The 13,765-nt window shown below is 63.6% G+C and carries 17 protein-coding genes; 5 read left to right on the top strand and 12 right to left on the bottom strand.

Annotated elements, in window-relative coordinates; all coding sequences use genetic code 11:
- Window positions 1-55 precede the first annotated feature (55 nt).
- Window positions 56-307 (bottom strand): hypothetical protein, encoded by a 252-nt coding sequence (locus QCE49_RS03820; RefSeq protein ID WP_250456519.1) that lies wholly within the window; start codon window positions 305-307, stop codon window positions 56-58.
- Between the two features lie 183 nt (window positions 308-490).
- On the opposite strand from QCE49_RS03820, the gene QCE49_RS03815 reads away from it, so the two are divergent.
- Entirely contained in the window at window positions 491-943 is a 453-nt protein-coding gene (locus QCE49_RS03815) for a PA2169 family four-helix-bundle protein (RefSeq protein ID WP_008350776.1), read from the top strand.
- Window positions 944-1,045: 102 nt separating this feature from the next.
- On the opposite strand, the gene QCE49_RS03810 is transcribed toward QCE49_RS03815, so the two are convergent.
- Window positions 1,046-1,267 (bottom strand): hypothetical protein, encoded by a 222-nt coding sequence (locus tag QCE49_RS03810; RefSeq protein ID WP_008350777.1) that lies wholly within the window; start codon window positions 1,265-1,267, stop codon window positions 1,046-1,048.
- A 322-nt stretch (window positions 1,268-1,589) separates the two neighbouring features.
- Entirely contained in the window at window positions 1,590-1,931 is a 342-nt protein-coding gene (locus tag QCE49_RS03805) for a BON domain-containing protein (protein ID WP_008350779.1), read from the bottom strand.
- 450 nt (window positions 1,932-2,381) lie between these two features.
- Here QCE49_RS03805 and QCE49_RS03800 point away from each other — a divergent pair, with 450 nt between their 5' ends.
- Complete coding sequence (locus tag QCE49_RS03800; RefSeq protein ID WP_175981825.1) at window positions 2,382-3,869, top strand: RNA polymerase factor sigma-54; 1,488 nt, start codon at window positions 2,382-2,384, stop codon at window positions 3,867-3,869.
- 72 nt (window positions 3,870-3,941) lie between these two features.
- Here QCE49_RS03800 and QCE49_RS03795 read toward each other — a convergent pair whose 3' ends face one another.
- From QCE49_RS03795 to QCE49_RS03755, 9 genes are all read right to left on the bottom strand, one after another.
- Window positions 3,942-4,853, bottom strand: a complete 912-nt coding sequence (locus tag QCE49_RS03795) for a YihY/virulence factor BrkB family protein (protein WP_034471304.1) — start codon at window positions 4,851-4,853, stop codon at window positions 3,942-3,944.
- 116 nt (window positions 4,854-4,969) lie between these two features.
- Window positions 4,970-5,317 (bottom strand): hypothetical protein, encoded by a 348-nt coding sequence (locus tag QCE49_RS03790; protein WP_008350784.1) that lies wholly within the window; start codon window positions 5,315-5,317, stop codon window positions 4,970-4,972.
- A gap of 108 nt (window positions 5,318-5,425) precedes the next feature.
- Window positions 5,426-6,880 (bottom strand): alpha,alpha-trehalose-phosphate synthase (UDP-forming), encoded by a 1,455-nt coding sequence (gene otsA / locus QCE49_RS03785; RefSeq protein WP_008350786.1) that lies wholly within the window; start codon window positions 6,878-6,880, stop codon window positions 5,426-5,428.
- Window positions 6,881-7,071: 191 nt separating this feature from the next.
- On the bottom strand, window positions 7,072-7,308 hold the full coding sequence (locus QCE49_RS03780; RefSeq protein ID WP_008350788.1) for a hypothetical protein: 237 nt from the start codon (window positions 7,306-7,308) through the stop codon (window positions 7,072-7,074).
- A 224-nt stretch (window positions 7,309-7,532) separates the two neighbouring features.
- The gene (locus QCE49_RS03775; protein WP_008350790.1) at window positions 7,533-7,751 is read right to left on the bottom strand and encodes a hypothetical protein; all 219 of its coding nucleotides are present in this window, start codon (window positions 7,749-7,751) and stop codon (window positions 7,533-7,535) included.
- A gap of 222 nt (window positions 7,752-7,973) precedes the next feature.
- Complete coding sequence (locus tag QCE49_RS03770; protein ID WP_008350792.1) at window positions 7,974-9,377, bottom strand: sigma-54 dependent transcriptional regulator; 1,404 nt, start codon at window positions 9,375-9,377, stop codon at window positions 7,974-7,976.
- A 323-nt stretch (window positions 9,378-9,700) separates the two neighbouring features.
- Window positions 9,701-9,934, bottom strand: a complete 234-nt coding sequence (locus QCE49_RS03765; RefSeq protein WP_008350794.1) for a hypothetical protein — start codon at window positions 9,932-9,934, stop codon at window positions 9,701-9,703.
- 71 nt (window positions 9,935-10,005) lie between these two features.
- Window positions 10,006-10,323: a YqjD family protein gene (locus tag QCE49_RS03760; RefSeq protein WP_008350795.1), complete on the bottom strand. Its 318-nt coding sequence runs from the start codon at window positions 10,321-10,323 to the stop codon at window positions 10,006-10,008.
- Window positions 10,324-10,371: 48 nt separating this feature from the next.
- The gene (locus QCE49_RS03755; protein WP_008350796.1) at window positions 10,372-10,701 is read right to left on the bottom strand and encodes a hypothetical protein; all 330 of its coding nucleotides are present in this window, start codon (window positions 10,699-10,701) and stop codon (window positions 10,372-10,374) included.
- A gap of 589 nt (window positions 10,702-11,290) precedes the next feature.
- On the opposite strand from QCE49_RS03755, the gene QCE49_RS03750 reads away from it, so the two are divergent.
- The 3 genes from QCE49_RS03750 to QCE49_RS03740 all read left to right on the top strand — a co-directional run bounded on the left by QCE49_RS03750 (window position 11,291) and on the right by QCE49_RS03740 (window position 13,728).
- Window positions 11,291-12,358 carry a sigma-54-dependent Fis family transcriptional regulator gene (locus QCE49_RS03750; RefSeq protein WP_008350797.1) on the top strand — a complete coding sequence of 356 codons (1,068 nt, stop codon included), beginning with the start codon at window positions 11,291-11,293 and terminating at the stop codon, window positions 12,356-12,358.
- Between the two features lie 294 nt (window positions 12,359-12,652).
- Window positions 12,653-13,207 carry a hypothetical protein gene (locus tag QCE49_RS03745; RefSeq protein WP_008350798.1) on the top strand — a complete coding sequence of 185 codons (555 nt, stop codon included), beginning with the start codon at window positions 12,653-12,655 and terminating at the stop codon, window positions 13,205-13,207.
- The gene (locus QCE49_RS03740; protein ID WP_008350799.1) at window positions 13,204-13,728 is read left to right on the top strand and encodes a hypothetical protein; all 525 of its coding nucleotides are present in this window, start codon (window positions 13,204-13,206) and stop codon (window positions 13,726-13,728) included. The genes QCE49_RS03745 and QCE49_RS03740 overlap by 4 nt, the downstream gene beginning before the upstream one ends.
- Window positions 13,729-13,765 lie beyond the last annotated feature (37 nt).

Genomic DNA, 13,765 nt, shown 5'->3' with positions numbered 1-13,765 from the left:
TAGTTTCGCGCCGTATCCATGAAACGCCCGCTTCGTGCGGGCGTTTTCGTCTGTGCTAGACCCAGGGCGCGTTCGGCCGATTCGGCTGCACGTTGGCGCGAATGGCGCAGTCGGCCGGCAGGACGCGCGCCTTCTCCGCATGTGCGACGGGCGGCTCGCAGATGCGTCCGTATTCCGCGCGCGAAACGTGTGTCGAGCGCGCGTGCGCGTCGATGCTTTCTTGTCGGATATGCAAGGTCAGCGCCGATGCGGCGACAGCCGCCAGCACCAGAAACTCGCGATGCGCGAGCCGGTTGAAAAATTTCACTGCGTTCTCCTGTTGCCTTGTCGTGCGCACGTCCCGAACCGGTCGCGCGCTGTAGTGCGGTGACGGCAGCAAGGCGTATGCCGCGCGGCCCGCGATCGGGCACGCCGCGTGCGTCATGAATCCGCGAGCCGCATCCCGCAGGGGTTGCGCAGTGGCAATGTCCTAACGAAAAGGAGGTCTCATATGAGCACGAATGTCGTATCGGTACTCAACGATCTGGTCGAAACCTCGAAGGACGGCGAAAAGGGTTTTCTGAAGGCCGCCGAGGATACGCGTGATCCAAGCCTCAAGCTGCTGTTTCAGAATCGCGCGCAAAAGTGCGCAGAGGGCGCGCGCGAATTGCAGGACATCGTTGCACGCCTGGGCGGCAAGCCCGAAACCGGCGGGTCGGTGTCGGGCGCGCTGCATCGCGGCTGGGTCGACGTGAAGTCGGCCGTAACCGGCCATAGCGATCACGCGATCCTCGCCGAATGCGAGCGCGGCGAGGATGCAGCGAAGAAGAATTATCGCGAGGCGCTCGACAAGGACCTGCCCGCCGATGTCCGCGCCGTGGTGGAGCGCCAGTATCAGGGCGTGCTGGAGAATCACGACCGCATCCGCGATCTGCGCGATCAATACGCAGCCGCGAAGTCCTGATGCTGACGCGGTGAAGCACGCGGCCCGGCTTTCCGGGCCGCTTCGAAAGCAAACGGCCGCACGAAGCGGCCGTTTGTTCGTCAAGCGACAGTACGACGCGGGTTACTGCGGCTGACCCTTGTCATTGGTGCCGAGCGCCGAAGCCGCCGCCGCTGCGGATGCGCCGTGCAGCTTGTGCGCCTTGTTCTGCTGATGCAGATTGGTGCCCTTCTGCTTCTTCGCCACCGGCGCCGAGGCTGCCGCATCGGAGGCTGCCTGGGCGAATGCCGTCGTCGAGAATGCCAGCGCGAGCGCGCCGATCAATGCCATCTTTTTCGTCTTCATGAAGAGCTCCTTTTTGCCGGGGCCTCTGAACGCCGGGCTACTGCGCATTCGTGAGCCGCCTGTTTGAGTGTCGACCTGAACGGCCGTCTCGTTTTTGAGTTTCGAAGTGCTGCGAGGTGCTGCGCACTGGTGAAGCGTCTTGCGAGAACTTGCGACTGAAGCACCGGACGACGAAAACGTGAACCGATGCCTCCAAGCGAGAACCCGCGCTTCGTCCGAGTCATCGCCTTTTGCGGCGAATCGTCGAACCCGCGCGGGTTCCGGTACTGCTGGCACTCAACCGCGGCCCGCCGAGGCGAAGCCGGGCATACGAACTATGCCATTACTTGGCGGCAATTTTAAGATGGTTCTTCACGGAAGCAACACCCGAGACGTTCGAGACGACTTCTTCGGCGGCGGTCTTGTCTTCCGCCGACGGCACCGTGCCCGTCAGGGAGACGACGCCCGCGTGCGTCTTGACGTGGATATGCGTGGACTTGACGTTCTTCGCGCCGAGCAGTTCGGCCTTCACTTTGGTGGTGATCGCGCTGTCGTCGACCTTCTGGCCCATCGACGTGCCGGAACCGCTCGTCGACGACGCTGCGTTGGTCTGTGCGCCGACGTTGAGCGCGAACACCACGCACGCGATACCGCCGGCTGCCTTCAGGATTTGAGTCGTCTTCATGTCGATACTCCCTTTTTTCGATTTTGGTCTGACGCCGCGTTCACGCATTCCGTGCTAGACGCGGCTCTTCGATGACGTCCGCGCCGTAGCACGCGGATCGTGAACTTCGATCCGCAACTTGCGTGCCAGATCCGGCGGCCGCGCGAGCCGACCGAAGCCGAAGCGTCCTGAACGCCCCGCGCGGCAAGGCCTGAGTGCGTAGGCGAACAAATCTTCGACGTTCATCGGAAGGCTTGCCCGCACGCAACGCGACGCGCCTGAAACCCGCAGCGGTTTTGTCTGAGCGCGTGTAAAAACTGCGTGAAAGCGGCCTCGGAAAGGCTTCAAAAGAAGGGGGCGGGTGAGGAAAAACGTAGTCCCTGCACGACCTTAACGTTCGATGGCATGGCTGTTGCTTTAGTAGTCGCAAACCTGCCCATCACGTCTGGAACAATCGAGGATTAGCAAGCAATGCCGCCTACACTCGAACTACGCGCGAAGCAAACGCTCGCACTCACGCCGCGCCTTCAACAGTCGGTTCGCCTTCTGCAACTCTCGTCGCTCGAGTTCCAGCAGGAACTGCGAAACGCACTGGATACCAACCCCTTTCTCGAATACGACGAGTCCCAGACCGAGGACAACGCGCTCGGCGCCGACAACGGCAGCTCGATGTCCGACTCGACCCTGTCGACCACATCCGACAACGCCACCGAGACGCCGCTCGCGCCCGAAGCGAGCATGGAAGCCGAAACGAACGTGGATTCCGGCTCGCGCGACGATTCCGTCAGCGAATTCTCGTCCGATCCGTTCGGCCGCGGCGCGTCGCGCAACAACGGTGACGGCGAAGGCTCCGATCCCGCCGACTGGGTTCGCATCGAACCTTCGTTGCACGAAACGCTCCACGACGCGCTGCGCCTTTATCAATTGAACGAACGCGATCGCGCCATCGCGCAGCTCATCATCGAAGCGCTCGATGACGACGGCTATCTGCGGCAGGACTTGAGCGACCTCGCGAATGTCGTGGAGATCGAACCCGCGCTTCACGAGGACGAACTCAACATCGCGCTGAAGCTCGTGCAATCGCTCGACAAGCCGGGCGTCGGCGCGCGCAATCTCTCGGAATGCCTGACGCTCCAACTCCAGGCGCTCGACGAGGACACGCCGGGCCGCGCCGTTGCGATGGAAATCGTCGCGCATCATCTGGAGCGCCTCGCACGCCGCGAGCAGGCGGAACTGCAGAAGAAGATCGGCTGCAGCGCGGATGAACTGCGCATCGCGTGCGCGCTCGTACGCCGCCTCGATCCGAAACCGGGCGAGAACTACGGGTCGAGCGAGGACAACTACGTCGTGCCCGACGTCATCGTGCGTCAGGTGAAAAAGCAGTGGGTCGTGACGATCAATCCGGCGGTGTTGCCGCGTGCGCGCATCCATCGGATGTACGCGGAACTGTTCGCGCAGTCGGCCGGCGCGAGCCGTTCGCCGCTCGCGCAGCAGTTGCAGGAAGCGCGCTGGCTGATTCGCAACGCGCAGCAGCGCTTCACGACGATTCAGCGCGTGGCCGAATGCATCGTGTCGCATCAAAAGGCGTTCTTCGATTACGGCGAAATTGCGCTGAAGCCGCTCGTGCTGCGCGATGTCGCCGATGAACTCGGCCTGCACGAATCGACCATCTCGCGCGCGACGGGCAACAAGTACATGGCGACGCCACGCGGCATCTTCGAGTTCAAGCACTTCTTCCCGCGCGAGCTGTCGACGGAAAGCGGCGGCACGTGTTCGGCCGCGGCCGTGCGCGCGCTGCTCAAGGAAATGATTTCGAAGGAGAACACGCGCGATCCGCTCTCCGACGTGAGTCTCGCGAAGATGCTCGCCGATCAGGGCGTGATCGTCGCGCGCCGGACGGTAGCGAAGTATCGCCATCTGATGAAGGTGCCGCCTGCGGAATTGCGTCGTCAGGCGTAAGGCGTTTCACCCATCACAGCGGGTAACTGCTGAAGAGGCCGTCCCTTCGCGGACGGCCTCTTTCATTGATGCTCAACGCCAGCCCGATGCGCGATGCGTGCGCTTCCTCGCCGCCGTCGCCGCTAGCTCCGCGCCTAGCAGAAACACCGCCGCCGAGTAGTACAGCCACATGAGGATGATCGCGAGCGAACCGGCCGCGCCGAACATGTTCGCCGTGCCCGCGTGCGCGAGATAGAACGCGAAGAGGCGCTTGCCGGCTTCGAAAAGCATCGCGGCGGCGGCGGCGCCGAGCGCGGCATCGCGCCAGAGCATGCGCGTCGTCGGCAGGAATTTGAGCAGCACGGTGAAGGCGATCATCAGCACGCCGAGCGATATCGCGCGTCGCGTCAGCCCCGAGAGCACGACGAACGGACTGCCATCGCCCAGCACCCAATGTCCGAGCAACTCGACGAGCGCGTCGAGCACGAGCAGCACCGCGACCAGCAAACCCGAACCGACCACGAGCCCGAACGACATCAGCCGCACGCGCAGCAGCGTGACGATGCTTTCGCGCGTGCTCACGGCGGGCGTCGGCCAGATGACGTTGAGCGCGCTGTGCAGCGACGAGAATGTCGCCGATGCGCCGATCAGCACGCCCGCGAGCGACAGGATCGCCGTGCTGCGCGCGATGTCCGCGTGCCACGCGTTCGCGACGATCGCTTCCAGCGCGTGCGCCGCATCGACGCCGACGACGCCGCTGATTTCGTCGAAGAGCCTGCCTTGCACGGCATCGGCGCCGAAGAAGACGCTCGCCACCGCGATCACGATGACGAGTGTCGGCGCAAGCGAGAACGCGGCGAAGAACGCGATCGCCGCCGAGAACATCAGGCAGTGGTCCTGCGACCATTGCATGACGGGATCGACGATCCACGAAAGCCAGCCGAAGCGCGACGTGCGGCCCGATGCGACGGGCGCGGATTGTGTGGCGGAGACGTCCTGATCCATCGTGAGCGTGACTGGGAGCAATCCGACGATGTTAGCCCCGCGATGCGAAGCGCGTGTAAAAAGCGGCGCGCTCCGTCCGGAGCGCGCCGCTTGCAGTGTGCCTCAGCCGATGCGTGTCAGGATCGATCGGCTGCGGGGTCGGCGTCCTCGTCGGGGAGATCGCGCGTTTCGTCCTCGATTTCGTCGGGCAGGATGTCGGCATCGGCTTCCAGATTGTTGTCGCCATCCGCCGATGCCGCCTCGCCCGTGCCGAAGCGGTCCGTATCGCTGTTCAGCTCCGCCTCGGACTGCCCGAGCGCGTGGGCGTCGAGCTCGTCCTCGATGTCGCCGGGATAGCGCTTTTCGCCCTGCACGTCGGAGCCGCTATCCGACGAGTCGCTCGGGCCGAGCGCGCCGGTGCCGTGTCCCTTGCCGTATTCCGCGCCGTCGTCTTCGGGCGGGTTCAATGTGCTTCCGCTCATCATGACCTCCTTCGTTCGTGTCCACGATGAATCCGCAAGTCCCGTTCCGCGCGTAAAAAACCCGCGCTTCTTTCGAAGCGCGGGTTCTTCTCTATCGGCGAATCGGAGCGCTCAGGCCTTGGCGGCCGGCCGCTTGGCTTCGGACGCGCCCTGCTTCACGGTCTTGACGGTTTTCTCCGTGACGGAAGTCGCCGTCGCGACGCTGCGCAAGTCCGACAGGAACGAATCGCGCCAGACCGAAAGATTATTCTCGCGCAGCGGCGCCATCATGTCGGCGTGACGCGCCTGGCGTTCGGCGAGCGGCATCGACAATGCGCGCTCCAGCGCTTCGGACATCTGCGACAGATCGAACGGATTGACGACGAGCGCGCCCGGCAACTGGTCCGCCGCGCCCGCGAACTGCGACAGGACGAGCGCGCCCGGATCGGCCGGATCCTGCGACGCGACATATTCCTTCGCGACGAGATTCATGCCGTCGCGCAGCGGCGTCACGTAGCCGACTTGCGAGAGCCGGAACAGCGCCATCAGCAGATTGCGCTCGTATTTGCGGTTGAGATACTGGATCGGCGTCCAGTCGAGCTGCGCGAAACGTCCGTTGATGCGCCCCGCCTCGCCTTCCAGATTCTGTCGAATGCGCTGATAGGTCTGCACGTCCGAGCGCGTCGGCGGCGCGATCTGCACGAGCGATACGCGCCCATGCCAGCCGGGCGCATTCAGCAGCAGGCGCTCGAACGCCTGAAAGCGCTCGACGAGACCCTTCGAGTAGTCGAGACGATCGACGCTCATGATGAGCTTGCGGCCGCGCATGCTGTCACGCAGGCTTTTCACCGGCTTGCGGTTCGAGAACTGCTCGGCGGCCTTGGCGATGGCGTCCGGATAAATGCCGATCGGATACGCGCCCACCTTGAGCATGCGGCCGAAGGCCTGAAGCATGCCGTCGTCGTCGTTGTAGTGGCCGCGGCTCGTGCGTTCCACGTAATCGATGAACGACTGCTTGTCGGCATCCGTCTGAAAGCCGACGACGTCGTACTGGCACATCGCCGCGATCAGTTCCTCATGCGGCGGAACCGTACGCATCATCTCCGGCACCGGAAATGGAATATGCAGGAAGAAGCCGATCGGATTCGCGACGCCGAGCTTGCGCAGCTCCTGCGCGAACGGGAGCATGTGATAGTCGTGCACCCAAATGATGTCGTCGGGCTTGAGCAGCGTCTTCAGCTTGGCCGCAAGACTCGCGTTCACGCGCATGTAGCCCGCGTACTCCTCTCGATCGAAGCGCGAGAGGTCGTTGCGATAGTGAAAAGTCGGCCACAGGGTGGCGTTCGAGAAACCTCGGTAATACTGGTCGTAATCGCGGCGCGTCAGGCCGACGGTCGCGTAGGTCACTTTTCCGCTGTTCTCCAGAACAGGCGCGCCCGATTCGCCGACGATCTCGCCGCTCCATCCGAACCACACGCCCCCAGTCTCCTTGAGCGCGTCCAGAACGCCGATCGCGAGGCCGCCCGCGCTGGGCTTGCCTTCCTGGATCGGTGCGACGCGATTCGATACCACGATCAATCTGCTCATTACAGCATCACCTCATCAGTTGTCGTTGCATGCTCGAATTGGCGATCAAGGGTATGCAAAAGCTGTGCCTTTTTGTTGGTTTTTGTAAACGAAAGTTTGTATGGAGATGTTACGGACGAACGAAAACACGCGGCGAAGGCGCGCCGCGTAGAAATTTTTGTTCTTTTGCCGGATGCTGCCGCCGGCTGAAATCACGAGTCCTGCTCGGAGCCCAAATCGCGCTGATAGTCGATTCCTTCGCGCCGCACGCCGCCCTGATTGTGTTCGCCATCGGGCGGAACGCCAGGCGCGGGGCGGTTCTGCGAGGCGGGATCGTGTTCGGCGGGCGGTGCGGACGCGCTCTGCGTGCCGGCCGACTTGGCGGCTTCGGCGCGCGCTTCGCGCTTGGAAGAATGACGCGCGGAGCGTCGAAGTGCGGGATGCCTCATGATGCCTCCAGGTAAGAAGGCCGTCGCGATAGTGACGTCGGCGGCGTCGGACCGATGCGCTGCGATGAGCGCGGCTTCAGAAAAAACGACCGGCGACAGAACGTGTCGCCGGTCATCGTTGCGTCATCTGTTGTAATCCCTACGTCCGGGATGGAAACTTATTCAAACCTTGCACGAATTCTGGGCATTGTCCAACGTCTGCGGTTCAACATCGTTCTGACACGCTACTGCACATGCGGCTGATCGCCCGGTCCAGGCGGCGGATCGCCGATCGGCTGCGACGGCGGTTCGGGCGGCTCGCGCGTCGGGTCCGGATTGGTGTCGGGCGGAATCGGCGTGGGCGGCGGCTGGTCCGGCGGCGTCACCGGCGGGTCCGGCGGCTGCGGCGTCTGAGCTTCGAAACGGGCATCGTCGGAAGCGCGGATCGACATGTTGAGTGACATGATGGGCTCCTTGCGGTCTTGTGATCGTACTTTTCCCATCCGCGACACGCACTGGCGCGACTGCGCGGATGTCATTCGATCGGCAGCAAGGGCCATGCCCCTGAGACACATCGGCTACGTTCGCTTCTGAGACATTATCGGCGTAGAAAACGTGCCTGCCAATGAAAAACGCCTGCGGTTTTACAAGCCGCAGGCGTCGATTTGTCTAAAGATACGCGAAGTTCAGGGATTTTCGCTGTCGGAATCGCTTATGTCGCCGCCTTCGCCGACGGCAGCCTTGTTCGCATCCTCGCCGTACTCGACGAGCCGGTTATAGAGCGTTTTCAGGCTGATGCCGAGGATTTCCGCCGCGCGCGTCTTCACGCCGCCGCACTGATCGAGCGTCGCCAGAATGAGCTGACGGTCGGCCTGCGCGAGCGACGTGCCGAACGGAATCGTCACCGCCGTGCCCGCCGACGGCTTCGAAAGCGAAATCTGCAGCGGCACGGTCGCGGTGCTGTCCGAGTCCGACGCCGACATGATGTACGCGCGCTGCACGTAGTTCTTCAGTTCGCGCACGTTGCCGGGCCAGTTGTACGACGCCAGCATCTCGCGGACGGCGGGCGGGAAATCCTTTTTCGTGTTGTACCGGGCGTTCAGTTCGTCGAGAAACGCCTGGCCGAGCAGCTCGACGTCCTTGCCTCGCTCGCGCAGCGGCGGCAGGTTGATCGGGAACACGTTCAGACGGTGATAAAGGTCGAGGCGCAGCTTGCCTTCGAGCACGGCCTGCTCGGGATCGCGATTGGTCGCGGCGATCAGGCGCACGTCCGTCTCGATTTCCTTGGTCGTGCCGACGCGCATGAACATGCCCGTCTCCAGCACGCGCAGCAGTTTCACCTGAAGCTCGATCGGCATTTCGGTGATTTCGTCGAGGAACAGCGTGCCGCCGTTCGCGCGTTCGAAATAACCCTTGTGCTGCCGATCCGCGCCCGTGAACGAGCCGCGCTCGTGGCCGAACATCTCCGATTCGATCAGGTTCGGCGAGATCGCGCCGCAGTTCACCGCGATGAACGAATGCTTGCGGCGCAGCGAGAGCTCGTGCAGCGTCTGCGCGGCGACTTCCTTGCCGGTGCCCGACTCGCCGATGAGCAGCACCGATGCCGCCGTCGGCGCGACGCGGCCGACCTGGTCGTAGACGGTCTGCATGGCAGGTGAATTGCCCAGCATCAGACCGAAGCGCCCCATGCGGCGCAATTCGCCGCGCAAGGTGCCGATTTCCGCTTTCAGGTCGCCGGCGCGCGGCAGGCGCGAAAGGATGGCCTTCACGCGCTGCATGTTGATCGGCTTGACGAGGTAGTCGGCGGCGCCCATCTTGAGCGCGCTGACGGCGGATTCCACCGTCGCGTGTCCCGTAATGACGATGAACTCGACGCCCGAGCGCGGATCGAGATCCTCGAACAGGTCGACGCCCGTGCCATCGGGCAGTTTGAGATCGGTGAATACGACGTCCGGCGTTTGCCGCACGAGCTGGATGCGCGCCTCGCGCAGATCGCTGGCGGTGGCCGTCGTCAATCCGTCTTCGCCGATGATCGCGGCTAGCGCCTCGCGGGTACTGGGATCGTCATCGACAATCAATACGTGTGGCATTGCGTTTCGAATTCTTCCTAAGCGTTTCAGGGTCACACGCCAGGTGGCGGCGTGGTCTTCTCCGCGCGGCGGCGCTGCCGCACGGGCCGGTGCGATTCGCGGTTACGGCCGAAAAAAGATAATCGGCGTCACGCAGAATGCGCGAAAAATAAAATAATTTCCGATTTCTGCACGCTTGATTCGGCCCAAGTAAGTTTTTCCATTTAGGCAACTTATGGCCGAAGTTTCACTGATTATAAGCGTTTATCAAGATGAAAACGCACGCTGGTCCAGCGTGCGTTTGATTGATCGGACCATTAATTCGGCCGAATGTCTGAAGTGAATCAACTCCGCGGAAAATGCCATGCATCGGCGGTGCCGCCGACCGCACCGTGGCCATTAACGGCCTGCCCGCTCGCGCCGGTGGCGGGCGTGAGCACCTTGCCGCCCTCGTCTTCCCAACGGCTCAGATCGCGTGCAGTGCGCCGCCCGGCGTCCTGAGACTGCACCCACTTCCATGCGAGAACGCCGCCTAGCGCGAACAGCGCGCCGAAAATTCCGATTGAAGGCCGTGCCATTTGTGTTCTCTCCTTCGTCTAATGAAAATCGCCGCTGTCAGGAAAGCCGGCCGGAGCGATAAAGCTCTAAATCACCGCGAAACCAGAAGTCCCACCAGAAAACCGACGCCCGCCGCCATGCCGAGCGATTGCCAGGGATTGTCCTTCACGTATTTCTCGGTGCAATCGACGCCTGCGCGGTATCGGCTTTGCGCACTCGCCTGTGCATCTTCGAGCGCGCCGCGCGCCGAATCGACGTGATCGCGCAGACGCGAGCGCAGCGCATCGACGCCCTCGCCTGGCAGCGTCGCCGACAAGCGCAGCAATTCCTCCGCGTCGTTCAGCAGCACCTTGATGTCTTCGATGATCTTTTGCTTGCCCAACGCAAGCTGGACAGTCGTTTGACTCATGGAATGTAGTCCTCGCCCAAGTGGGTTTGTCGGGATCGTCGGCGCGCGTCAGCGCGTTTCGGCGACAGGCACGCCCGCGACGCGGAGGCGCTCGCCCGCCGCGCTCCGCGCGCGCAGGCTGCGCACGACGCCGCTCGCCATCAACGCGCCGCCCATCGCGCCGAACACGAGGCTCGTCACGTTCGCGGCACGCGCGAGCGCTGGCGTGCCCGCCGCATAGCCTAGCACCGCGCACATCAGCGCGGTCACGAGCGCGACAGCGGCCCAGTGATAGATGTCGATCGGCTCGCCGGCCGTGAGTTCCTTCCGGGTCCGGGCCGGCCGCGTGGGAATCGAGCGCGGATGTGCGCCCCCGTCGAAGTTGAAAATGTCTTCCATGATGCGTTGCCTCTCTCGCCCATCCTCGTGTGTGCGCCTCCGAGACCGCGCCCGTCGGCAATTTTTCGAATATGAGTCACGATGTGAGCCCTATCTTGCAGTTTTCGTGCCAGATCCGGCGACACCGCGCAGGACTGCCGATGGGAGGCGAACCCGCCGACGATCGGGTAACAATTACGCCGTCGCCTTGTAAATTTTCAGTACGGCAAGGAGAACCTTTCCGGAAGCGCCGCGAGGGCCCGCGCGATGCAGACAAAATGCGCCGAACGGCCGGCCCGCGCATTGCCGCAATGTCGTTGCGAATGGTTAAATAGCGTTTATGAGATAGGTGCGTTTGCAACGAACCGGCTCTGAACAAGCAGCCGATGCAGACGCGCCTGGACCGACGCTCAACCAGGAACGACGCTCACGGATCGCGTGAGTCTCAAGGGCAGCGCGCAAGGGCGCGTCATATGCCGATGCGCGCGGTCATCCACGGTTGCGCCGCTCGCGCGCGCCGAGCCGCGCCAGGCCGATTGCGACCGGAAGCGCCCGCGCGAGTCCGCCGCCCGCCCACTACATACGCAGCACTCAGGAACGATCAGGACACATGGCGTCAACCGATCTGGATCAGCCGCCCGCCGCGGTCGGCGATACACCCGCGCAAAGAAAACGCAACACGGGGGAAGTGCCGGGCTTGAAGTCTTATGGACTGCTCTATGGCTCGTCGCCCGTGATGCAGGAGTTGTACGCGCAAATCGAGCGCGTGGCCGCGACCGATGCGACCGCGCTCATCATCGGCGAGTCGGGCACAGGCAAGGAGCTCGTCGCCCGTACGATTCACGACCACAGCGCGCGCAAGGACGCGCCGTTCATCGCGGTGAACTGCGGTGCGATTCCCGACAATCTCATCGAGGCCGAGCTCTTCGGCCACGAGAAAGGCAGCTTCACGGGCGCGGTGCAGGGACGCATCGGCTATTTCGAGCATGCGAACGGCGGCACGCTCTTCCTCGACGAAGTGACCGAGATGTCGCCCGTGCGCCAGGTCAAGCTGCTGCGCGCGCTGGAAACAGGCACGTTCTTTCGCGTCGGCGGCAACGATCTCATCAGCTCCGATGTGCGCGTGATCGCGGCGACGAACCGCGATCCTGTCGCGGCCGTGAAGGAAAACGGCCTGCGCGAGGATCTCATGTACCGGCTCGCCGTATTCCCGCTGCGCGCGCCGCCGTTGCGCGAGCGCGATTCGGATCGCGAACTGCTCGCACAGCATTTCCTGTCCGAAATGAACGCGCAGGAAGGCACGAACAAGGTGTTCAGCAAACGCGCGCTCGACGTGCTGCGCACGTATTCGTGGCCGGGCAACGTGCGCGAACTGAAGAACACGGTTTATCGCGCGTTCATTCTGGCGGAGAAGACGGTGGAGATCGCGCATCCGCATCTCGCATCGCGCGTGAAGAAGCCCGTCACGCAAGGCGACGCGATGAACGTCTGGGTCGGCACGCCGCTCGCCGATGCGCAGAAGCAGATCATCCTCGGCACGCTCAAACACTGCGGCGGCGACAAGCGGCGCGCCGCGAAAGCGCTCGGGGTGAGCCTGAAGACTTTGTACAACCGCTTGGGCGCGTACGAAAACGAGGACACCGAGGGCAGCGACGCGTCGTCGAATAGCGAAAGCTGAAGCGTATCCGAGGCGATATCCGCATGACCGGGAAGCGAGCGCAGACATCCGCGCTCGCTTTTTTTTCGCGCACGGAGCGATACGTGGATCGAAACGTGCTCTTCACGCTTGCAATTTCTTGCAATTTTCTCAAACCGGTAATTAGAAGCATGCTTCAAAATGCGCGGAGCCCGCGTGCGCGTTTCGTCTCTGCGCGTTGTCGGGCGGTGACTTGAGGGCGGTACCTCAAGTAGATTCGAGCCCCTCGAACCCCGATCGCAAGCGTCGGGAAACGGAAGACGAAGGAAAAGCAACATGCAGATCAGGGTTCATCGGCGCGGGTCGCGTGCCGCCGCGCTCGCCGCGATCGTTTCGGGCGCCATCGCTTGCGTGAGTCTCAGCGGATGCAACTCGCTCTACAGCGAAGGCGCGACGGCCGGCGCCGGTATCGCGGGCGCCGCGGTGGCAAACAGTGTCACCAGCAACGCCGCCGTCGCAACGGGCATCGGCCTCGGCGCGGTCGCCGCCGCGCGCGCGGGCGTGCAGTACACGCAGCGCGTCGCGCATACCTACTCGCAGGATCAGATTGCGACGGTCGCCGGTCCGCTCGCGGTCGGCGCGGTTGCGCCGTGGAAGGCCGTGCATTCAGTGCCGATCGAGGACGACGAAAAAGGCCGCGTGACGGTGAGCCGCACCATCAGCAGCGGCGTGCTCGAATGCAAGGAGATCGTGTTTTCCGTCGATCGCGACGCGACCAAGGACCGCCCCGCCGACAGCGCGTTCTACGTGGCATCGGTTTGCCGCGACGGCAACAAGTGGAAGTGGGCGTCCGCCGAACCGGCTACGCCGCGCTGGGGCGCGCTGCAATGACGCTGTCTTTCGACGTATCTTTTGCGCTGCGTCTTGGGCTCGTCGCTGCCGGCGCGGCCGCGTGCGTGACGATGAGCGGCTGCGCATCGATCGGCGCCGCGACGGGTGCGGTGGCGGGCGTCGCGACCGGCGCGTTCACGACGAACCCGGCTGTGGGCCTGGGCGTCGGCATCGCGGTGCAGGCCGCCACCGACGAACTCGTCGCGCGCACGATGAAATCGCTGCATCAGGATCAGCAGGTCATGATCGCGGTGACGGCGGGCATGTCGCAGGTCGGCGAAACGCGGCCATGGAAGGTCAAGCATACGTTGCCGGTCGAGAACGGCCACGGCGAGGTGCGCGTGCTGCGCGAGTTCAATAGCGCGCTCGCGAGCTGCAAGGAATTCGCGTTCTCGGTCGTCGATGGCGACGATGCGAAAGCGCCCGCCGAGTGGTTCGTCGCTACGGCCTGCCAGCAATCCGAAGGATGGAAATGGGCGTCGGCGGAACCGGCCGTCGAGCGTTGGGGGAATCTGCAGTAGGTTTCCCGCGGCTGGATATCGAACGCGCGGCGCTCGT

Origin of the sequence: Caballeronia sp. LZ008, assembly GCF_031451435.1 — a bacterium.
GTDB classification, from domain to species: domain Bacteria; phylum Pseudomonadota; class Gammaproteobacteria; order Burkholderiales; family Burkholderiaceae; genus Caballeronia; species Caballeronia zhejiangensis.
The sequence above is the reverse complement of the archived record's forward strand: the minus strand, read 5'-3'. Positions and strand labels throughout refer to the sequence as shown.